The organism is Amycolatopsis sp. Poz14, from assembly GCF_006704225.1.
In the GTDB taxonomy this organism is placed as follows: domain Bacteria; phylum Actinomycetota; class Actinomycetes; order Mycobacteriales; family Pseudonocardiaceae; genus Amycolatopsis; species Amycolatopsis nivea.
The window spans coordinates 8953100-8974209 of sequence record NZ_JACLHD010000001.1 but is presented as its reverse complement, the minus strand read 5'-3'; the positions used below and the strand labels follow the sequence as shown (position 1 = coordinate 8974209).

General features: G+C 69.8%; 18 protein-coding genes. 9 read left to right on the top strand and 9 right to left on the bottom strand.

Annotation, left to right across the window (positions count from 1 at the left end; translation table 11 throughout):
- Positions 1-22 precede the first annotated feature (22 nt).
- The 4 genes from FKO37_RS41715 to FKO37_RS41700 are packed head-to-tail and all read right to left on the bottom strand — an operon-like array spanning position 23 to position 3850.
- Positions 23-1066, bottom strand: a complete 1044-nt coding sequence (locus FKO37_RS41715) for an ABC transporter permease (protein ID WP_238607945.1) — start codon at positions 1064-1066, stop codon at positions 23-25.
- Positions 1063-1827: an ATP-binding cassette domain-containing protein gene (locus FKO37_RS41710; RefSeq protein WP_238607944.1), complete on the bottom strand. Its 765-nt coding sequence runs from the start codon at positions 1825-1827 to the stop codon at positions 1063-1065. Before FKO37_RS41710 ends, FKO37_RS41715 begins: the two co-directional genes overlap by 4 nt.
- A gap of 5 nt (positions 1828-1832) precedes the next feature.
- Entirely contained in the window at positions 1833-2870 is a 1038-nt protein-coding gene (locus tag FKO37_RS41705; protein WP_037811889.1) for a class I mannose-6-phosphate isomerase, read from the bottom strand.
- On the bottom strand, positions 2867-3850 hold the full coding sequence (locus FKO37_RS41700) for a LacI family DNA-binding transcriptional regulator (protein ID WP_037811888.1): 984 nt from the start codon (positions 3848-3850) through the stop codon (positions 2867-2869). The genes FKO37_RS41705 and FKO37_RS41700 overlap by 4 nt, the downstream gene beginning before the upstream one ends.
- 317 nt (positions 3851-4167) lie before the next feature.
- Here FKO37_RS41700 and FKO37_RS41695 point away from each other — a divergent pair, with 317 nt between their 5' ends.
- From FKO37_RS41695 to FKO37_RS41685, 3 genes are all read left to right on the top strand, one after another.
- Complete coding sequence (locus tag FKO37_RS41695) at positions 4168-7425, top strand: GH92 family glycosyl hydrolase (RefSeq protein WP_238607943.1); 3258 nt, start codon at positions 4168-4170, stop codon at positions 7423-7425.
- A 77-nt stretch (positions 7426-7502) separates the two neighbouring features.
- A complete protein-coding gene (locus FKO37_RS41690; RefSeq protein WP_238607942.1) occupies positions 7503-9890 on the top strand; it encodes a GH92 family glycosyl hydrolase in 2388 nt (795 codons plus the stop codon).
- A gap of 314 nt (positions 9891-10204) precedes the next feature.
- A complete protein-coding gene (locus FKO37_RS41685) occupies positions 10205-10573 on the top strand; it encodes a DUF3817 domain-containing protein (protein ID WP_037811885.1) in 369 nt (122 codons plus the stop codon).
- A gap of 51 nt (positions 10574-10624) precedes the next feature.
- Here FKO37_RS41685 and FKO37_RS41680 read toward each other — a convergent pair whose 3' ends face one another.
- Positions 10625-11125, bottom strand: coding sequence for a MarR family winged helix-turn-helix transcriptional regulator (locus FKO37_RS41680; RefSeq protein WP_037811883.1), 501 nt, complete (start codon positions 11123-11125; stop codon positions 10625-10627).
- A 71-nt stretch (positions 11126-11196) separates the two neighbouring features.
- Between FKO37_RS41680 and FKO37_RS41675 the strand changes: the two genes are divergently transcribed.
- Complete coding sequence (locus FKO37_RS41675; protein WP_043839187.1) at positions 11197-11502, top strand: thiamine-binding protein; 306 nt, start codon at positions 11197-11199, stop codon at positions 11500-11502.
- A 1-nt stretch (position 11503) separates the two neighbouring features.
- Here FKO37_RS41675 and FKO37_RS41670 read toward each other — a convergent pair whose 3' ends face one another.
- Complete coding sequence (locus FKO37_RS41670) at positions 11504-11911, bottom strand: hypothetical protein (protein ID WP_238607941.1); 408 nt, start codon at positions 11909-11911, stop codon at positions 11504-11506.
- 155 nt (positions 11912-12066) lie between these two features.
- Between FKO37_RS41670 and FKO37_RS41665 the strand changes: the two genes are divergently transcribed.
- Complete coding sequence (locus tag FKO37_RS41665; RefSeq protein ID WP_199817577.1) at positions 12067-12987, top strand: tetratricopeptide repeat protein; 921 nt, start codon at positions 12067-12069, stop codon at positions 12985-12987.
- A gap of 55 nt (positions 12988-13042) precedes the next feature.
- Here the strand turns inward: FKO37_RS41665 and FKO37_RS41660 are convergent, their stop codons facing one another.
- Complete coding sequence (locus tag FKO37_RS41660; RefSeq protein WP_037811879.1) at positions 13043-14485, bottom strand: neutral zinc metallopeptidase; 1443 nt, start codon at positions 14483-14485, stop codon at positions 13043-13045.
- A 128-nt stretch (positions 14486-14613) separates the two neighbouring features.
- Between FKO37_RS41660 and glgP the strand changes: the two genes are divergently transcribed.
- A complete protein-coding gene (gene glgP / locus FKO37_RS41655) occupies positions 14614-17157 on the top strand; it encodes an alpha-glucan family phosphorylase (RefSeq protein ID WP_037811878.1) in 2544 nt (847 codons plus the stop codon).
- A gap of 105 nt (positions 17158-17262) precedes the next feature.
- Here glgP and FKO37_RS41650 read toward each other — a convergent pair whose 3' ends face one another.
- Together FKO37_RS41650 and FKO37_RS41645 are read right to left on the bottom strand one after the other, a co-directional pair.
- Entirely contained in the window at positions 17263-17658 is a 396-nt protein-coding gene (locus tag FKO37_RS41650; protein WP_238607940.1) for a rhodanese-like domain-containing protein, read from the bottom strand.
- Entirely contained in the window at positions 17655-18200 is a 546-nt protein-coding gene (locus FKO37_RS41645) for a cysteine dioxygenase family protein (protein WP_037811876.1), read from the bottom strand. Before FKO37_RS41645 ends, FKO37_RS41650 begins: the two co-directional genes overlap by 4 nt.
- A 282-nt stretch (positions 18201-18482) precedes the next feature.
- Between FKO37_RS41645 and FKO37_RS41640 the strand changes: the two genes are divergently transcribed.
- The 3 genes from FKO37_RS41640 to FKO37_RS41630 all read left to right on the top strand — a co-directional run bounded on the left by FKO37_RS41640 (position 18483) and on the right by FKO37_RS41630 (position 21110).
- A complete protein-coding gene (locus FKO37_RS41640; protein ID WP_037811875.1) occupies positions 18483-19295 on the top strand; it encodes an ABC transporter ATP-binding protein in 813 nt (270 codons plus the stop codon).
- Positions 19296-19368: 73 nt separating this feature from the next.
- Positions 19369-20148: an enoyl-CoA hydratase/isomerase family protein gene (locus FKO37_RS41635; RefSeq protein ID WP_101435362.1), complete on the top strand. Its 780-nt coding sequence runs from the start codon at positions 19369-19371 to the stop codon at positions 20146-20148.
- Complete coding sequence (locus tag FKO37_RS41630) at positions 20145-21110, top strand: class I SAM-dependent methyltransferase (RefSeq protein WP_037811873.1); 966 nt, start codon at positions 20145-20147, stop codon at positions 21108-21110. The genes FKO37_RS41635 and FKO37_RS41630 overlap by 4 nt, the downstream gene beginning before the upstream one ends.

Here is a 21110-nt window from a genome sequence, read left to right as displayed (position 1 = left end):
CTCTTTGTACTCGGGGACCGATTCAGCGGGAGTTGCGCTTGCGGCGGCGGCGCTGGTCGAACCACACCGCCGCGATCAGGACGGCGCCGACCGCGATCATCTGCCAGAAGTCCTGCACGTGCGTGATGTTGAAGCCCTTCTTCAGCACCGCCGGGATGAACACCCCGATCACCGTGCCGAGCATCGAGCCGACGCCGCCGAAGAGGCTCGTGCCGCCCATCACCGTCGCGGAGATGGCGTTGAGGTTGTCGTTGGTGTGCGCCGAGATCGTGGTCGATGCGTAATAGGCGAGCGACAGGAAACCCGCGATTCCGGCGAGGAAACCGGTGAGCAGGTACACCTTCAGCAGGTGCGCGGTCACGCCGATGCCTGAGCGCCGCGCCGCCTCGGCGTTCGAGCCGACCGCGTACGTGTAGCGGCCGAACCGCGTGGTGTGCAGCAGCCACGCGCCGATCAGCGTGATCACCACGGCCACCAGCACGAGGTTCGGGATCCCGCCGAACGACGTGCCGTAGCCGAGGGTCTTGTTCAGTTCGGTGGGCACGCTGCGCACGTCCGACCCGCCGTTGAGCAGGTACGACGCACCGAGCGCCGCTCCCATCGTGCCGAGCGTGACGATCAGCGGCGGAATGCCCGCCACCGCGATGAGGAAGCCGTTGATCAGGCCCCAGACCGTGCCCGCGAGCACCGCCGCGACAAGCCCGACGGTGATGACGCCCCAGCCCGCGTGCGAGGCGTCGCCGCCGCTGAGCGCTTCCATGGTCTTGCCCGCGACCATCCCGGCGAAGATCAGCACCGACCCGACGGACAGGTCGATGCCGGAGGTGATGATCACGAACGTCATGCCGACCGAAAGCACCAGCAGCACGGACGTTTCGATCAGCAGCGTCTGGAAGGTGAACAGCGTCGCGAACTCGGCGGGCGCGATGGCGGTGAACACCGCGATCAACGCGATCAGCACCAGCGCGATCCAGAACGTATTGGCCCCGATGAGCCGTTTCCCCAGCGGACGCTTGCCGAACCCGCCGTCCACAGTGGCCTGGATATCCTTCACCGGAGCGCTCATGCCGCCTCCTCCTGAACGAGAGCCCCGGTCATCGCCGCGACCAGGTCCTCGAGCTTCGTGTCCGCACCGGCGAATCGGGCCACCCGCTTGCCCAGCCGCAGCACCTCGATCCGATCCGACACCGAAAGCACCTCAGGCATGTTGTGGCTGATCAGCACGACCGCGATGCCCTTGTCGCGGACCTTCTTGATCACGTCCAGCACGCGTTCGCGCTGCACCACCCCGAGCGCGGCGGTCGGCTCGTCCATGAACACGACCTTCGAAGCCCACACCACCGACCGTGCCACCGCCACGCTTTGCCGCTGCCCGCCGGACAGCGAACCGATCGGCACGTCGGTGCTCTGCAGAGTCACGCCGAGCTTCTCGAACTCGACGACCGCCTGGCGGCGCATCTCCGCCTTGTCCAGCATGCCGAGCTTGCCGAGGATGCCCTTGCGCGGGATTTCCCGGCCCAGGAACAGATTCGCCGCCGGGTCCAGCTCCGGCGCGACGGCGAGATCCTGGTACACCGTCTCGATCCCGGCCCGGCGCGCGGCCACCGGCGAGTCGAGATGGACCTCTTTCCCGTCGAGCAAGATCCGGCCCGACGTCGGCTGTTCGGCTCCGGACAGGCACTTCACGAGCGTGGACTTGCCCGCGCCGTTGTCGCCGATCAATGCGGTCACCTCACCCGCGCGCGCCTGGAAAGACGCGCCGCGCAAGGCTTCCACCGATCCGTAGTGCTTGGTCAGGTCCACCGCGTCGAGCAGGATCTCGCTCATCGGCGCTAACTCCTTTCCGGGGCGGGCGGACGGCAGCGGATGACGGTGAGCGAGCCGGACAGCTCGGTCTGGCCCGCGGCGAACGGCACCGCGTAGGTGTCGCCCTTGGTCATCGGGAACTCGCCGCCGTGCTCGGTGCGCAGGGTGCCTTCGCCGTCGAGCGCGACGAGCACGCTGAACGACGGGTCGAGCGAGAACGCGTTGCCGGACAACTGAATGCGGTCGGCGCGGAAGAACTCCGCCGAGCCCGGCGCGAGCAAGTCCACTGTGGTCGCTTCGTCGCCGGAGGTGTGCTTCACGATCGTCTTGAGCCGGTCGTCGTCCCAGCCCGAGGTGTCGAGCGTTTCGATCGCGGTGTCGAAGCCGATCCCGAGGTGGCCCTTTTCCGGCGAGGCAAGGAAATCACGCCATTCCAGGGTCAGCGAGAAGTCCGTCGGCTGCTGCAGTTCGACCACGAAGACGCCTTCGCCGATCGCGTGCGGCAGCCCGGCCGGGATGTAGACCGTGTCGCCTGCTTGCACCGGGATGCTGTTGAGCGCGCCCAGCATGCTCGGCGCGTCCTGTTCGCGGGTCCACTCGGCGACGGTTTCCTTGCTCAGCGTCTCCCGGAAACCCGGGTAGACGCGCGGGTCGTCGCCGTAGGTGCCGACCACGATCCACGCCTCGGTCTTGCCGAAGTGCGAGTCGAAGTGCTTGCGGGCAAAGGAATCCGACGGGTGGAAGTGCACCGGAAGCCGCTGTCCGGCGTCGAGCAGCTTGACCAGCAGGCCGGTCGAGTCGCCGAGCTTGGCGACGTGCGCCGCGCCCAGCCACGCGACCGGGTCGGCGCCGACCGCGTCGCGCAGCCAGATCCCGCTGGGCAGCTTGGTGAGACCGTTGGTCTCCTGGCCGAACATGGTGGTGACGGAACCGACCCAGTCCTCCGGCCCGAACTTCGAGTCGGTGCCGGTGGCGCCGCGCAGGGCGGCGATGGCGTCGCCGCCCCGGTAGAACTGCGGCGGCTGGTTGGCCGGGAGTGCGACCGGCTCGAGGTGCTGGGTCACAGGGCGGCCTCACCGGAACCGCGGGCGACTAGGTGCACGGGCAGAACTACCTTTCTCGGGGCGGACTGATCGCCCTGGATGCGGGCGAACAGCAGCTCGGCCGCTGCGTGCCCGAGGGCGCTGACGTCGTGGGCGATCACGGTGACCGGCGGGTCGAGCAGGTCCGCCAGTTCGAAATCGTCGAAGCTCACCAGCGCGGGCCGGTGCTCGGCGTGCGCGAGCGCGCGCAGCAGGTGCACCGCGACCCGGTTGTTGCCCGCGATCACGGCGGTGGCCGGGTTCGGGCCGCCGGCCAGCTTGCGCACCGCGTTGCCGACGGTTTCCGGCGTCGGCGTCTGCATCGCCACGAGGCTCTCGTCGTAGGAGATCCCGTTGCGCACACAGCCTTCCCGGAAGCCGCGCAGCCGCTCGGCGGCGGTGAAGATGTCCGGGCTGTCGCCGAGGAACGCGATGCGCCGGTGGCCGTGCCGCACGAGATGGCTGACCGCCTCGATGGTGCCGCCGAGGTTGTCCACGAGCACGGTGTCGGCCACGATGTCGCCGGCCGGCCGGTCGAGGAACACCACCGGCGTGCCCGCGCGCATTTCCGGCACGAGATAGCCGTGCTGCAGCCCGGCGGGCACGATCAGCAGCCCGTCCACGCGCCGCGCGCAGAACTCCAGCGACAGCTCGCGCTCGCGGTCGGAATTCTCGCCGGACGACCCGGTCAGCACGTGTCTGCCGAAGGACGTCGCGATCCGTTCCACCGCGCGGTTCAGCTCGGAGTAGAAGGGGTTGCCGACGTCTTCGACGACCAGGCCGATGGTGCCGGTGGTCGAGCCGCGGCGCAGGTTGCGGGCGCCGAGGTTCCGGCGGAACCCCAGCTGTTCGATCGCGGCCACCACGCGTTCGGCGGTGTCCGGATGCACCGCGGGCTCGTCGTTGACGACCCGCGACACCGTTTTGATGCTGACGCCGGCCAGCCGCGCCACATCGCTCATCGTGGCCCGCCTGCTGGCGGGGCGGGGAAGCCCGTCCGCGTCCCGGCCCGAGTGAGACAACGTTGTCATAATGCGGGGGATTGGACACCATCCGGCCGCTTCGTGTCAATGGCCGCCGACCGGCTGTGCCCTGGGCGACGAATCCGCTGGTGCGGATGGTGGACATCGTTGTCTCGAATCGGACAGGCTCTCACCGCGGTCTTGACGATCCGGTGAGCCATTGCCGAAGGTAGCCCGCATCGACGGTGCGCGACAAGGTTGTCATCGATGCCTCGAGGTCGGTGACGGCGGGTTCGCGCCGGACAACTGGAGAGGCGATGGCGATGGCGCGAGCGCGCTGGAGAGCCGGACTGATCTTCCTGACTTCCGCGGTCGTGGCGACTGGGGCCTCCTTGGCCCCCGCTGCCCCCGCACTGGCCGACACCGGGGCGAACGCCGCGAAGACCGCTGACCTGGCGAAGTGGGTGAACCCGTTCGTCGGCACCCGGCCCGGCGGCGCGGACCACGGGACCGGCGGCGGCGCGGGCAACACCTTCCCCGGCGCGGTCGCGCCGTTCGGCATGGTGCAGTGGAGCCCGGACACGAAGAAATCCCAGCCGGGCGGCTATTTCTACGACGACAACACGATCACCGGCTTCAGCCTCACGCACCTTTCCGGCGCGGGCTGCACCACGTATCAGGACCTGCCGTTCATGCCGTACGTCGGCGAGATCAGCACGTCGCCCGCGACCGATCCGGGCCACTACACCTCGACCTTCGACCACAAGAACGAGCACGCGACGGCCGGCGCGTACGACGTCGCCCTCGACAACGGGGCGAAGGTCGAACTGAGCGCGACCCAGCGCACCGGTTCCGGCCGCTTCACCTACCCGGCGGGCGCGGCGTCGACGTTGCTGGTCAACACTTCCGGCTCAGTCAACGGCACCGACGACGCGTCGATCAGCATCGGCAAGGACACCATCAGCGGCTGGGCGACCAGCGGCCGGTTCTGCGGCGCGAAGAACTCCTACCGGGTCTACTTCTCGGCGAAGTTCGACACCCCGTTCGAGTCGGTCGGGACGTGGAAGAACGGCGCGGTGACGCCGGGCAAGACCGCGGAGACCGGCGGCGCCAGGGCGAAGGTCGCCCAGCCCAACGGCATCGGTTCCTCGATGGCGCGCCCGGCGAAGGCCAAGCCACAGGACACCACGGTCAGCGGACCGGGCAGCGGCGGGTACGTGACCTTCCCGAACCTCAACGGCGCGCAGGTCAACGTCCAGGTCGGACTGTCCTTTGTGTCCGTAGACGGGGCGAAGGCGAACCTGAAGGCGGAGAACAACGGCAAGAAGTCGTTCGACCAGGTGGCCGCGTCCGCGCGGCAGGCGTGGAACGACCAGCTCGGCAAGATCCAGGTCAGCGGCGGCAGCGACGCCGACACCACGACGTTCTACACCTCGCTGTACCACTCGCTGATCCAGCCGAACGTGTTCTCCGATGTGGACGGTCGCTACCCAGGCTTCGACGGCCGGATCCACCAGGCCGAACGCGGCCACGCGATGTACACCAACATCTCCGGCTGGGACATCTACCGCTCCGAAGTCCCGCTGCTGGCCACGATCGCGCCGAAGCAGACCTCGGACCTCGTGCGCTCGATGATGGCCTTCGCCGAACAGGGCGGTTCGTGGGACCGCTGGACGGTGGCGAACGACTACACCGGCGTGATGAACGGGGATCCGTACCACATCATCGTTTCCAGCGCCTACGCGTTCGGCGCGCGTGACTTCGACGCGCAGAAAGCGTTGCTGCTCATGATCAAGGGCGCGACGCAGCCGACGCAGGGCTACACCGAACGGCCGGGTCTGCAGGACTACCAGCGGCTCGGCTACGTGCCCGGCGCGGCGGCGGACACCCTGGAGTACACGAGCGCCGACTTCGCCATCGCCCAGTTCGCGAAGCGGCTCGGCGACAGCGCCACGTACACCACGTTCATGAAGCGCGCGCAGTACTGGCAGAACCTCTACAACCCGGGCAGCGGACACCTGCAGCCGCGCAACGCGGACGGCTCGTTCTCTGGCAACTACGACCCGGCCAGCTCGCAGGGCTGGGTCGAGGGCAACGGCGCGCAGTACGACTGGATGGTCCCGTACGACCTCGCCGGTCTCGTGACCGCGTTCGGCGGCACCACCGCCACGCAGTCGCGTTTGGACACTTTCTTCACGAAGCTGAACGCCGGAACCCATGAGCCGTACGCGTTCCTGGGCAACGAGCCGAACTCGAACGCGCCGTACGTGTACTCGTTCGCCGGTGCTCCGGCGAAGACGCAGAACATCGTGCGCCGGGCGATGGACGAGCTGTACAACCCGCGTCCGGAAGGCTTGATCGGCAACGACGACCTCGGGCAGATGTCGTCCTGGTACGTCTGGTCCGCGCTCGGCGTCTACCCGGAGATCCCGGGCCGCGCCGAAACCGTGCTGACCACGCCGCGTTTCGCGCACGCCGAGGTGACCACCGGGGCGGGCAAGAAGATCACCGTCAACGCACCCGGCACCGGCGAGTACACCAGCGGATTGAAGGTGAACGGCGGCACGGCCACCAAGGCGTGGCTGTCGGAAGGCCTGATCTCGCAGGGCGGCAAGCTGGACTTCACTCGCTCGACGACCGCGACCGCGTGGGGTTCCGCTCCGGCTGACGCGCCGCCGTCGTTCCGCGAACAGGAGAAGCCGAGCCTGTCCTTTGTGGACCCGGCACGCGCGGTGGTGCCCGCTGGTACGACCTCGACCGCCTCGGTGGGCGTGCAGGATCTGTCCGGCGCCGCCAGGACCTGGACCTACTCCGCGGGCAGCGCGGACGGCATCACGCTGACCCCCGCGACCGGTTCCGTCCAGGTTCCCGCGGCGGGCAAGGGCCACGCTGACGTCACGGTGAGCGTTCCGGCAGGCACCTCCGACGGTCCGCGCCGGATCCCGGTCACCTTCTCCTCGCCGGGTCTCTCGGACGTCCAGGCGGTGCTGACTGTCCTGGTGGCGAAGCCGAACAGCTGGCTGGCCACAGTGAACAACACCGGTCTGTCGCCGGACTCCAACTCGGCGGCCGGGAACTTCGACGGCGGCGGCTGGAGCTACTCCGCGGACGCACTGGCCAAGGCCGGCGCCAAGCCGGGCAGCACGGTGTCGAGCGACGGGCTGAACTTCACCTGGCCGTCGTTCCCGGTCGGCGACCCGGACAACGTCGTGGCCTCGGGACAGACGATCAACCTGTCCGGTTCGGGACGGCTCGCGCTGCTCGGCTCCGCCAGCAACGGCAACGCGCAAGGCACGCTCACCGTCACCTACACCGACGGCAGCAAGTCCACCGCCACCATCGGATTCTCGGACTGGACTCTCGGCGGCGGCGGAGCGCAGCCGGCGTTCGGCAACCGGATCGTCCTGTCCACGCCGTACCGCAATTCCGCGGGCGGCGACCCGCAGCAGATCCGCACGATGGTGTTCGCCACCGCGCCGATCACGCTGGACGCGGGCAAAACCGTCGCGAGCGTGACGCTGCCGAGCGGCGTCAGCGGCGGCTCCCTGCACGTGTTCGCCATCGCCGCGGGCTGATCCACTCGTTCCGCAGAAGGGCTCCCGGCGGGAATTCCCGCGGGGAGCCTCTTCTGCGGACTTTTCCAAGGAGTCTCATGAGGAGCAGAGTTGTGGCGGGCGCGACGGCGCTCGCCGTGGTCGCGGCCGCGCTGACGCCGGTCGCGGCACAGGCGCGTCCGGCCGATCCGCTGGACGCGGTGAACACGTTCATCGGCACCCAGGACGAGGGCAACACCTTCCCCGGTGCGTCCGCGCCGTTCGGCATGGTCCAGTCCAGTCCGATCACCACGCACTACGCCGGATACCTCTACACCGACACCGCGATCCGCGGCTTCGGGCACTTCTTCCTGTCCGGCGCGGGCTGCTGGGAACAGGGCGGCCTGGTGTCCATGCTGCCCACCACCGGCGACATCGGCCCGGGCGCGGCGTTCGACACGAGCAAGCCGGCGACCTTCGACCAAGCCAAGTACGCCGCGCCGTACACGCACGAAGGCGAAGTCGGAAAACCCGGCTACTACAAGGTGCATCTCACCGGCTACGGCGGCATCGACGTCGAAACCACCGCCAGTACCCGCAGCGGCGTCGAGCGGTATTCCTTCGACAAATCCGGCCCGGCCAACGTTTTCGTCAATGTCGGGCAGGCCAACGCGAAGGAACCGGTCAGCGGCAGCAGCGTCCGGATCGTCGACGACCACACCATCGCGGGCACCGTCGAATCGCAGGCCTTCTGCGGAGGCAAGCCCTACACCACTTACTTCACCACGAAATTCGACCAGCCGTTCTCCTCGTACGGCACGTGGTCGCCGGACGGCGGTACGCCCGGCAGTCGCTCGGCACAAGGCGGCGCGGGCCTGCGCGGCGCGTGGCTGACCTTCCCCAAGGGCGGCCAAGTCACTGCCACCACGTCGATTTCCCAAGTGGACGCTCGCGGTGCGGACACGAACCTCGCCGCCTCGCGCGTCCGTCCGTTCGACGCCGTGAAGAAAGACGTCCAGCGAGACTGGCGACGCGAACTGTCCAGTGTGGACATCACCGGCGGCACCCCGGACGACCGCACGGTCTTCTACACCTCGCTCTACCACGCCTTCCTGCAACCGCTGACCGCGAACGACGCCGATGGCCGGTACTACGGCTTCGACAAGAAGATCCACCGCGCGATCGGCTGGACGTACTACGACTTCTTCTCCCTCTGGGACACCTACCGCTCGCAGAACCAGTTGCTGGCGCTGCTGAAACCGGACCGCGCCCGCGACATCGCGAAGAGCATCCTCGCCATCCACGACCAAGGCGGCTGGCTCCCGCGCTGGGCGTACGCGAGCCAGGAAACGAACACGATGACCGGCGACCCGGTCACGCCGTTCCTGGTCGACCTGTGGCGGTTCGGCGCGCTGAGCGGCGAAGAAATGCACGCCTACCAAGCGCTGCTGCAGAATTCGACCGAGATCCCGCCCGCGTCGTCGCCGTTCCAAGGCCGTTCCGGCAACGCGAGCTACCAGGCCGACGGATTCGTCCAATACGACCCGAATTTCCCGAAAAAGGGCCAGGACACCGATCCGGCACACGGCGCGTCCGCGACGCTGGAATACGCCCTCGCCGACTGCTCCCTCTCGGTGATGGCCTCCGCGCTCGGCCGCAAGCAAGACGCGAAGCAACTCGCCGCCAAGGGCCGGACGTACGCGACGCTGTGGGATCCGTCGGTGACCGACCGCGGCTTCACCGGCTACTTCCGCCCGAAGGTCACCGGCGGCAGCTGGTACACCCCGGCTGACGGCCCGTACAGCCCACAGGGTCAGGACGGCTTCCACGAGGGCACGGCCTGGCAGTACCAGTGGCTGGTGCAGCAGGACGTGCCCGGCCTGGTCGCGAAGATGGGCGGCGCGGCCAACGCGGGCAAGCGGCTCGACGACTTCTTCGCCTACGACGACCTGGTGAAGGACCCGGCGAAGACCGCGCACGAGAAGTGGGTCGTCGGCCCGTACGACTACTACAAGCAGTTCCGCTACAACCCCAACAACGAGCCCGATCTGCACTCGCCGTGGATGTACACGCTCACCGGACAGCCGTGGAAGACCTCCGCGGTGGTGCGGGCCGCGCACACCTTGTTCACGAACGCCCCCAACGGCGTCACCGGCAACGACGACCTCGGCACCATGTCCGCCTGGTACGTCTTCAGCGCGCTCGGCCTCTACCCGGCCGTGCCGGGCACCGGCAACTTCGTGCTGAACGTGCCGCGGTTCGCCAAGTCCGTAGTGCACCTGCCGAACGGCCGCGACTTCACCATCAACGCGCGCGGCGCGAACGGGGCGCAATTGCAGTACGTCTCGGGGCTGCGCGTCAACGGCACGGCGTCGGACAAAACGTTCGTCAGCCTCGAACAACTGCGCCGCGGGTCCACTCTGGACTTCGCGCTGACCGCCGACGCGCCGAAGGCCACGTGGGGAACGTCACCCTCCTCCGCGCCGCCTTCTCCTTGTGCCGGTTAGTGTTCGCACGTGGACGGTAAGTGAAGGCCGCCTCCCGGATCCTGGGATCGGGAGGCGGCCTTTTCCGTTAACCGGGCATTTCCCGCCTGTTTCCGGCTCTTGACCGGAATTGGTTCGGACCTTTGCCGCGATCGCTCGTGACCAGAGTCACGGGCCCCGGTGTTCCGGTGAGGCCGGTCACGCCTCACACTGGTCTCATACCCGTTCGACAGTGCTGTTGACGCCAGGCGGTTTCCGTCCGCCTTGGACAGTCCGTCGGACGTGTTTTTTGTGTGTGCAGTCAGCACGCACCGGGTGACGCACAGGAGGATGTCGTGTCCAGCAAGGCCGCTCTCGTGTTCCGCGTGGCCGCAGTCGCCGAGGCTCTGTCCTGGCTCGGCTTGCTGATCGGGATGTTTCTCAAGTACGTCGTCGACGCGTCTAACGAGGGCGGCGTGCCCGTCCTCGGCATGGTGCACGGCGTCGTCTTCGCCCTGTACGTGATCGTCTCCCTGTCCGTGGCCAAGCCGCTGGGCTGGCGCGGCAAGACCCTGGTGCTGGCGCTGCTCGCGAGCATCCCGCCGCTGTTCACCTGGCTGTTCGAGAAGTGGGCCCTGCGCAACGGCAAGCTGGACGGCCCGCAGCGGCTGACCCACGGCGGCGTCGGCCTCTTCGTCCGCGCGCAGGAGCCGGTCGGCGTCTGATCTTCCGCTTTTCCCGAAGGGCCCGTGCGAACCGCGCGGGCCCTTCGTGCGTTACGAGGTGAAATCGCCCGCGGACTTGCGGACCTTGGTGAGCAGGTCGGTCAGCTGCTCCACCTGCCGCTCGGTGAGCCCGGTGAGCCCGAAGTCGATGCCGGTGACCGCGGCGGTGGCGGTTTCCCGCAGCGCGCGCCCCTCGTCGGTGATCTCGACGAGCGTGGTGCGCCGGTCGGTGGGATGCGGCACGCGCTTCACGAGCCCGTCGCGCTCGAGCCGGTCCACTATGTTGGTGACGCTGGTGGGATGCAGCTGGAGCCGTTCGCCCATCACCCGCATCGGCAGCCGCGCGTTGCGGGAGAAGGTGAGCAGCACCAGCGCCTCGTAGCGGGCGAAGGTGAGGCCGTGCGGCTTGAGAGCGCCGTCGACCGCCGACTGGATGATCTGCTGCACCCGCATCACACCGGTGACCGCGGCCATGGTTCCGGCCGGGCCGATCCGGTCTTCCCACAGCTGCGCGGCACGGGCGATCGGATCGAACGGCAGCGGACGGTTCATGGCAACCGAAGCTACCAGCGGGTACCCCGGTCGTGGGGGTCGCCCTGCGAGAACAGCGAAAGGAATCCGGCATGATCGTCGCGTTCAGCGTGAGCCCCTCGGCGGGGGAACCGGACGGCGGAGTGAGCGAGGCCGTCTCGCGCGCGGTGAAGGTGGTGCGCGAATCGGGCCTGCCGAACTCGACCAGCTCGATGTTCACGGAGATCGAAGGCGACTGGGACTCCGTGATGGCGGTGGTGAAGAAGGCGGTGGAAGCCGCGGGGGAGGGCTCGGCGCGCGTCGGGCTGGTGCTGAAGGCCGACATCCGCCCCGGTTACGACTCCGGCCAGCTCACCGCGAAGGTCGAGCGCGTGGAAGCGCACCTGCGCGAGGACTGAGCTACGGAATCGGCGGCGTGAACGCGACGGTCCAGCGTCCCTTGGCGCTGGTCACCGCGAGCCGGTAGCTGAACTGCTCGCCCGCCCCGGTCTTCCCCTGCACGACGGCCGCGGTCGGCGAGCGCTCGTCCGGCGCGAGCCGCACGGAGATGTCGTGCGCGTTGCCGTCCTTGAGGACGCTGACGTAGTCCTTGGCGAGGTCGTCGCCGCCGGAGCCGGGGACGTCGAAGAGCCCGGCGAGCGCGTCCGCGTCCCGCCCGCTCAGCGCCGCGGTCAGCTCCGCGCGCAGTTCCGGCGGGGACGCCGCGCCGGGCGGGTCCTGGTGCGCGACGGTCGCCGTGATGCTGGCGATCCACGCCACCGCGACCACGACGGCCGCGGCCACCGTGACGTTGCGCCGGCTGAGCATCCTGCGGCCTCCTCGTTGTCCTCGCGCAGAGCATGCCTCAGCGGAGTGCGCATGCCAAAAGCGAACCTCGGGGCTGCTGCTGAACTCTCGCGGCGAGGCGTGCCAGGATGGAGGGCGTGACACACCCACGCGGATCTGCAGCGAACTCAGCGGCCATGTCCGCCGCGTTGTCCGGCGCGGTCGACCTGTCCGCGCTCAAAGCCAGGGCGGAGGCGTCCCGGAACCAGCCGCCTTCGGGGGCGGGACAGCCGGGCGGCACGTCCGCGCCTCCGTCGGACACGGTGCTCGAGGTCACCGAGGCGACCTTCCAGTCCGTCGTCGAACTCTCCCTCAACCAGCTCGTGGTCGTCGACCTGTGGGCCGGGTTCTCCGAACAGTGCCAGCAGCTGACCGCGGTGCTGGAGCGGCTGGCCGGCGAGAGCGGCGGCGCCTGGGTGCTCGCGAAGGTCGACGTCGAGGCGAACCCGCGCATCGCGCAGGCGTTCGGCGCGCAGTCGGTCCCGACCGTGGTCGCGATCGCGGGCGGCCAGCCGGTGGACGCCTTCTCCGGCGCGCTGCCGGAGCCGGAGATCCGCAAGTGGCTGAACTCCCTGCTCGACGCGCTGCGCGACCGTCTCCCCGGCATCCGCGCCGCAGAAGAGGCCCGCGGCCCGGTCGAGGAGCCGGAAGACCCGCGCTTCACCGAGGCCGAGGAAGCCTTCGAGCAGGGCGACTACGCCGCCGCGCAGGCCGCGTACGAGCGCATCCTGGACGCCGAACCGGCCAACGAGCTGGCGAAGAACGCGCTGGCCCAGGTCAAGTTCACCGCCCGCGCCGAGGCCGCCGACCCGAGCGCCCGCGAGAAGGCCGAAGCCGACCCGAAGGACATCGACGCCCAGCTCGCGGCCGCCGACCTGGACATCGCGGAACAGGACGTGGAAGGCGCGTTCCGCCGCCTGGTCGACGTCGTCCGCCGCACCGCCGGGGACGACCGCAACCGCGTCCGCGAACACCTGGTCGCCCTGTTCGAACTCTTCGACCCGGCCGACGAGCGCGTCGCGAAGGCCCGCCGCGACCTGGCGAGCGCCCTGTTCTGAGCTGACGAAAAGGGCCGCACCGGAGCGTTCCGGTGCGGCCCTTTTTCTGTCTGGCTCAGGGGTACTGCTTCGAGCAGGAAGACGACCCCTCGAGATAGCCCCGCCGCAGCGCCTCGACCCGGTCGAACCCGCTGTCCGGCCGCTCCCCGTTCACGTTCGCCGACACCAGCCCGTCCGGCCGGAGCAGATCCGCGATCGCCTCGTCCAGGTCGCCGGACGACAGCTTCAGCCGCACCTCGCCGGTCGGGTGGTTCGAGAACGCCGCCCAAGCCCCTACGAGGCAAGCCGTGCGCAACCCGGCATTGGGTGTGTCGATCGACGCTCCCACGCCCTTCTGGACCCCGATCGCGTACCGCGACGCCAGCTCGGCGAAGGCGGCGAAGTCGCCCAGCCCGCCCCCAGGCCGGCCGGCCATCTCGGCTTCCTGGTCCACCGGCTCGGCCAGCTTCTCCAGCGCCCGCTGGTCGAAAACCACCGTGTTGTCGTTGGGGCAATAAGACGCGGGCGGGGTGCTCGGCCCGCCGGGACAGCTGCCCGACCCGGCCCGGAACTGCGGCCCCTGCACGCCCGCTTCCCGGAACGCCTCGTCGAGGCTGCCCTTCAGCTTCGCCACCCGCTGCTCGTCGAACGGGGCGTCGCCCTTGCCCTTGTCGCCCGAGTCGAACGGCCGCTCGGTCAACCGCTTCTGCACGTTCTGCGCGTTCATCGCCGCGCATTCCTTCGGCCCCTTCTCGAACCCGGCCTGGAACGCGTACGTCCGGTCGAAGGCCGTGCCGTGCGCCTGCCGGTCCGTCGCGCTGGTCCCGGCCTGGTCGCGGATGAAGAACATCGCCGCCATGATCTGGTCGAGCCCCTCGGCGGTCGACACCCGGTAGAACTTGCTCTTGTCCTCGGCGACCCACCGGAAGTACCCGCCGGCGAAGCAGTCCGCCTGCTGTTCCTTCACCACCGTCGGCGTCGACTTCGAAATCCCCGCGGTCGCCCCGAGCCGGTACTGGATCGCGTGGCCGAACTCGTGCGCCAGCACGGTCACCACCGACATCGGCCCGAACCGCTTGCGCAGCATCGGCAGCAGCACGCCGCGGTCCCAGGCCACCGAATCGTCGCCCGCGCAGTAGAACGCGTTCACCAGCTGCTTGACGCTGCCGCACGCGGTGTCCTCGGTGTCGTGCTTCGAGTCGTAGGACAGCAGCGATTTGACCGGCTCGAACCGCTTGCCGCCGAACTCCGCGGGCAGCGCCTCGGTCCAGTACGCCTGCACGTCCGCGATCGCGGCGGTGGCGAGCTGGTCGTCCTCGCCGCCGCTGGCGTTGCGCACCCGCAGGTCCGGCCGCGGCGCGTCGGTCCGCAGCCCGCTCTCGAAGTGCGTGACCGGCAGGCCGGCGACGTTCCCGGCTCCCGGCGTCGCCGCGGGAGTCTTGTCCCCGCACGCGGCTGTCCCCAGCACGGTCGCCGCGACCAGCGCGACCAGCGCGTACCGGCGTCCCCCTCGGCTCATGTTCCCTCGTTCCCCATCCGCGTCCGACAACGAACCGGGACATTACTGACCCGGATGGCGGAACGTGGCGGCAATCCCCGAAGTGGGGTGCGAGCGCGGGCGAAGCGGGCCGGATATCGTCGCTGACCATGCGTGCAGTCCGCCGGTTCACCGTCCGTGCCAGCCTGCCCGAGCCGCTCGCCGGGCTCGGGGCACTCGCGACCAACCTTCGCTGGACCTGGCATCCGCCGACGCGCGACCTGTTCGCCTCGATGGACGCCGAACTGTTCAACAAGATCCGCGACCCGCTGCGCATGCTCACCGCGCTGCCGCCGGAGCGGCTCGAGGAACTGGCGAAGGACGAGGACTTCCTGAACCGCACCCGCGAGGCCGCGGCCGGGCTGGAGCGCTACCTCAGCGAACCGCGCTGGTACCAGCGGCGCACCGACGACGGCCTTCCGCAGGCGGTCGCGTACTTCTCGATGGAATTCGGGGTCACCGAGGCGCTGCCGAACTACTCCGGCGGCCTCGGCGTGCTCGCCGGCGACCACCTCAAGGCTGCCTCGGACCTCGGCGTCCCGATGGTCGGCGTCGGCCTGCTGTACCGGTCCGGCTACTTCCGCCAGGGCCTGTCGCTGGACGGCTGGCAGGTCGAGCACTACCCGGTGATCGACCCGAACGCCTTCCCGCTGGAGCTGGTCACCGAGGACGGCCGCCCGGTGCTGGTCGAGGTCGCCATGCCGGGCGGACGCGACCTGCGCGCGCAGATGTGGCGGGCGCGCGTCGGCCGGATCCCGCTGCTGCTGCTCGACACCGACATCGAGGCCAACGACGAGGACCTCCGCTCGGTCACCGACCGGCTCTACGGCGGCGACGCCGACCACCGGATCCGGCAGGAGATCCTGGCCGGCATCGGCGGGTTCCGCGCGGTGCGGAAGTTCTGCGAGCTGACCGGGCATCCGCAGCCGAAGGTGTTCCACACCAACGAGGGCCACGCCGGATTCCTCGGGCTGGAGCGCGCCCGCGAGATCATCCAGTCCGACGGTCTCGCCTTCGACGAGGCGCTGCCCGCGGTCCGCGCCGGCACCGTGTTCACCACGCACACGCCGGTCAGCGCGGGCATCGACCGCTTCCCGGTCGACCTCGTGCAGCGGTACTTCTCCGACGGCAGGCTCGTCCCGGACGTCGACGTCCGCCGCGTGCTGCAACTCGGCGCGGAGGACAACCCCGGCCTGTTCAACATGGCGCACATGGGACTGCGGCTGGCGCAACGGGCGAACGGCGTCTCCAAGCTGCACGGCCGCGTCACGCGCCGGATGTTTTCCCGCCTGTGGCCCGGTTTCGACGACGCCGAGGTGCCGATCGCGTCCATCACCAACGGCGTGCACGGGCCGACCTGGGTGGCGCGCGAGCTGAGCGCGCTGCTCGGCGGCAACCACGAGGAGTTCGGCCACGAGGGCCGCACGCCGGACAGTTCGCTGCGCGACGGCGTCAGCGACCAGCAGCTGTGGGAACTGCGCCGGGAACTGCGGGGGAAGCTGGTCGGCGAGGTCCGGCGGCGGGTGCGGGCGGCGTGGATGCAGCGCGGCGCGTCAGCGCTGGAACTGGGCTGGACCGACCGCGTTTTCGACCCGGACGTGCTGACCGTCGGCTTCGCCCGCCGCGTGCCGACGTACAAACGGCTCACGCTGATGCTGCGCGACCCGGACCGGCTGCGCGCGCTGCTGCTGGACGAGAAGCGGCCGATCCAGATCGTGATCGGCGGCAAATCGCATCCCGCCGACGAGAACGGCAAACAGCTGATCCAGCAGATCGTGCGGTTCGTCGACGATCCCGCGGTGCGCCACCGCATCGTCTTCCTGCCGGACTACGACATGTCGATGGCCCGCTACCTCTACCGCGGCTGCGACGTGTGGCTGAACAACCCGGTGCGGACGCTGGAGGCGTGCGGCACGTCGGGGATGAAGTCGGCGCTCAACGGCGGCCTGAACCTGTCCATCAAGGACGGTTGGTGGGACGAGTGCTACGACGGCTCGAACGGCTGGGCCATCCCCACCGCGGACGGCGTCACCGACCCGCTCCGCCGCGACGACCTCGAAGCCGCGGCACTGTACGACCTGCTCGGCCAGCAGATCGCGCCGCTCTACTACGACACCGGCGAGGACGGCGTGCCGACCGGCTGGCTCGCGATGGTCTGGCACACGCTCGAAACGCTGGGCCCGCGCGTGCAGGCGTCGCGAATGGTGCGCGAGTACGTGGATTCCGGTTATCTGCCCGCATCGAGGATGGTCGCCGCCGCCACCGACAACGGCCACCAGGGCGCGCTTTCGCTGGCGGACTACCGCACCAAACTGGAAGTCGCGTGGCCGCGCGTGCGGATCTTCGACGCCGAACTCCAGTACGACCACACTGAACGCCTCGTGGTGGGCACCGAGGTCACCATCCGCGCCCGGATCGACCTGGCGGGCCTCGAACCGTCCGAAGTGGACATCCAAGCCGTAGTGGGCCAGGTCGGCGACGGGGACGAACTCGCGGACGCGGTACAGGTCCCGATGACACCGGACGGAATCGGCGCGTTCGCCGCGACCCTGCGCCTGCCACGAGCGGGCTCGGTCGGCTACACGGTGCGGGTACTGCCAAAGCATCCGCTGCTGGCTAGTCCGGCGGAACTGGCGCGCGTCGTGCTCGCCTGAGCCCGCTCGCGCCCCAATGCCACATTGGGTGCATCTGACGCACCCAATGTGGCGTTCGGTGCGTGGGACGCACCCAATGCCACATTGGGGCGCTCGCGACCCAGCTCAATCGACCGCCGGGGTTCCGCCTTCCCGCACCGGCAACCCAGCCGCCGCCCAAGCGCGGAACCCGCCCACCAGATCCGTAGCCCGCGCCAGCCCCAGCCGCTGCAGATCCGCCGCGGCCAGGCTCGACGCGTACCCCTCGTTGCACACCACCACCGCGACCGTCTCAGCCGAAACCCCCGGCAGCCGCCACTCGCTCTCCGGGGCCAGCCGCCACTCCAGGTGGATCCGCTCGACCACCACCGACCCGGGGATCTCGCCCTCGGCGACCCGGTTGGCATACGGCCGGATGTCGACGATCAGCGCGCCGTCGGCCTGCAGTTCGGCGGCGCGCGCCGGGTCCGCCCGGTCCAGCGTGGACCGGGCGGCGGCGAGGAAACCATCAAGTGCGCTCATGACCGCACAATGGCAGGAAGCGGCGGGATCTCGTTCGGCACGTCGGCGAGGCTCGTGTACTCGCGCGTCGGAACCAGCGGCGGCGAGTAGGCGTGCACGCTGGCCGCCGGTTCGCTGCCGACGCCGAGCACCTGGTGCGCGCGCCCGGCGCCGAAGCCGATGCCCTGGCCCGCGAGGTGTGTGCGGCGGCGCACCGGGCCGCCGGGGTAGCGGTACTCCTCGCCGAGTTCGCCCTGCAGCACGGTGAACGAACCCGACGCGCCGCCGTGGTCGTGCGGCTTCGTGGCCTGGCCGGGCAGCCACGACAGCAGCCACAGTTCGACGCCGTCGGTCAGCGCGAGGCGCGCCCACCAGCGCCGGTCCTCGTCGAAGCGCAGGACGTCGCGCAGGCTGGTGGTCAGTTCGGTGGTGACCGTGCGGGTCAGGTCGACAAGTTCGCGCGGCGTCCACAGCAGCCGCGACGGGTGCAGCAGTTCGGGCAGCAGCGGATCGGTCAGCTGGGGGTGGATTTCGATTTCCGGACGGACGATGGACGTGGTCAACGCGGGTGCTCCTGGAATGAGTCGGTGCCGGGACGCGAGGCAGCGCGGCACGCCGACGGAGGATCAGCGTGCGTGCCGCGCCCGGCTACATCCGCTGGAAGCCACCAGGAGCAGGTCGATCGCGCGACGGCGCCACAACACGGGGCGCGCGGACCTGGACATGCCGGCGATGCTGCCACAGCGACGCGATCACGGCCGCTCGTCCCAGCGGCTGGACGCCTGGCGCGCCGTTAGCCCCGGGCGGGTGCGAGTCCGTGCCCGGGCGACCGCCACAATGGGCTCGTGAGCGAGCCGATCCTGCCCAGCGATCCTGACGACCTCGTCGTGCGGATGTCCGGTGTCGGCGTCCGCCGTACCGGAAACGACCTCCTCGCGGCCCTCGACTGGGCGGTCGAGCTGGACGAGCGATGGGTGGTGCTCGGGCCGAACGGGGCCGGCAAGACCACCCTGCTGCGCCTGGCCGCCGCCGAACTGCACCCCACCTCCGGCACCGTCGACCTGCTCGGCGACCGGATCGGCAAGGTGAACATCTTCGACCTGCGCCCGCGCATCGGGTTCACGTCCGCCGCGATCGCCCAGCGCGTGCCCGGCGACGAGCTCGTCGGCGACGTCGTGGTCAGCGCCGGGTACGCGGTGATGGGCCGCTGGCGCGAGCAGTACGACCGGATGGACCTCGACCGGGCGACCGAACTGCTCGGCACGCTCGGCATCGCGCACCTGGCCGAGCGCACGTTCGGCACGCTGAGCGAGGGCGAGCGCAAGCGCGTCCTGATCGCCCGCTCGCTGATGACCGACCCCGAGCTGCTGCTGCTCGACGAGCCCGCCGCGGGCCTCGACCTCGGCGGTCGCGAGGACCTCGTGGCCCGGCTGTCGGTGCTCGCGATGGACCCGGACGCGCCGGCGATGGTGCTGGTCACCCACCACGTCGAGGAGATCCCGCCGGGCTTCACCCACGCGCTGCTGCTGCGCGAGGGCCGCGCGGTGGTGTCCGGGCTGGTGGACGACGTGATCACCAGCGAGAACCTGTCCAAGACGTTCGACCAGGACCTGGTGCTGCAGCGTTCGGGCGAGCGGTTCTTCGCCCGCCGCAGGTAGGTCGGCTAGGTTGGCCTTACCGGCCGGTAGCCTGCTGGCGCTGCGTCAACGCCGTTAACGAGGAGGAGTTCGCGTGGGAGAGTTCGTAACCCTGGAGGTCGAGGGCGGGGTCGGCACGATCCGGCTGGACCGGCCGCCGGTCAACGCGCTGAACAACCAGGTGCAGGCCGAGCTCGCCGAGGCCGCGCGCGAGGCGTCCGACCGCGACGACGTGCGCGCGGTGATCCTCTACGGCGGCGAGAAGACCTTCGCCGGCGGCGCGGACATCAAGGAGATGGCGTCCCGCACGTACCCGGAGATCGCGAAGTTCGGCGCCGAGCTGACCGCGTCGCTCGCCCGGGTCGCGAACATCCCGAAGCCGGTCGTCTGCGCGATCACCGGCTACGCCCTCGGCGGCGGCCTCGAACTGGCGCTGACCGCGGACTGGCGGATCGCCGGCGACAACGTGAAGGTCGGCCAGCCGGAGATCCAGCTCGGCATCATCCCCGGCGCGGGCGGCACGCAGCGGCTGACCCGGCTGATCGGCCCGAGCAAGGCCAAGGACCTGATCTTCACCGGCCGGTTCGTGAAGGCCGAAGAGGCGCTCAAGCTCGGCATCGTCGACGAGGTCGTGGCCCCGGACGACGTGTACGCGGCGGCGCGCAAGTGGGCCTCGCAGTTCGCGAACGGCCCGGCGGTGGCGCTGCGCGCGGCCAAGACCGCGATCGACTCCGGTCTCGACGTCGACCTGGCGACCGGCCTCAAGATCGAAACGCAGCTGTTCACCGCGCTGTGGGCGACCGAGGACCAGCGCAACGGCATGCAGTCGTTCATCGACAACGGGCCCGGCAAGGCCAGTTTCGAGGGGAAGTGACTTCCGTGTCCGACCCGGCGCCGAACCCGCACGCCACCGAAGACGAGGTCAAGGCGGCCTACGCCGACCCGAAGCTCGCGAACGTCCTCTACCACGACTGGGAAGCCGGGACGTACGACGAGAAGTGGTCGATTTCCTACGACGAGCGCTGCATCTCCTACGCCACCGACGTGTTCAACGCGGTGGCGGGCGACGACGGCCAGCCGTACCAGCACGCGATGGAACTGGGCAGCGGCACCGGCTTCTTCCTGCTGAACCTGATGCAGGGCGGCGTCGCGAAGAAGGGTTCGGTCACCGACCTGTCGCCGGGCATGGTGCAGGTCGCGCTGCGCAACGCCGAGGGCCTCGGCCTCGACGTCGACGGCCGGGTCGCCGACGCGGAGCGGATCCCGTACGACGACAACACGTTCGACCTCGTGGTCGGGCACGCGGTGCTGCACCACATCCCGGACGTGCGCCAGGCGTTCGGCGAGGTGCTGCGCGTGCTCAAGCCGGGCGGCCGGTTCGTGTTCGCCGGCGAGCCGACGAAAATCGGCGACCGCTACGCGCGCCGCCTCGGCCAGCTCACCTGGTACCTGACCACGAACATCACCAAGCTGCCCGCGCTGAGCGGCTGGCGGCGTCCGCAGTCCGAATTGGACGAATCCTCGCGCGCGGCGGCGCTGGAGGCCGTGGTCGACATCCACACCTTCGACCCGTCGGAGCTGGAAGCGATGGCGCGCGGCGCCGGCGCCCAGGACGTCCGCGCGGTCACCGAGGAGTTCTCGGCGGCGCTGGCCGGCTGGCCGATCCGCACCTTCGAGGCCGCGGTGCCGCAGGAGAAGCTCACCGTGCGCTGGCGGCTGTTCGCCTACCACCTGTGGCTGCGGCTGTCCGCTTTGGACAAGAAGCTGCTGTCGAAGGTGCTGCCGCGCGAGCTGTTCTACAACGTGATGATCACCGGGACCAAGCGGCCGTCCTGA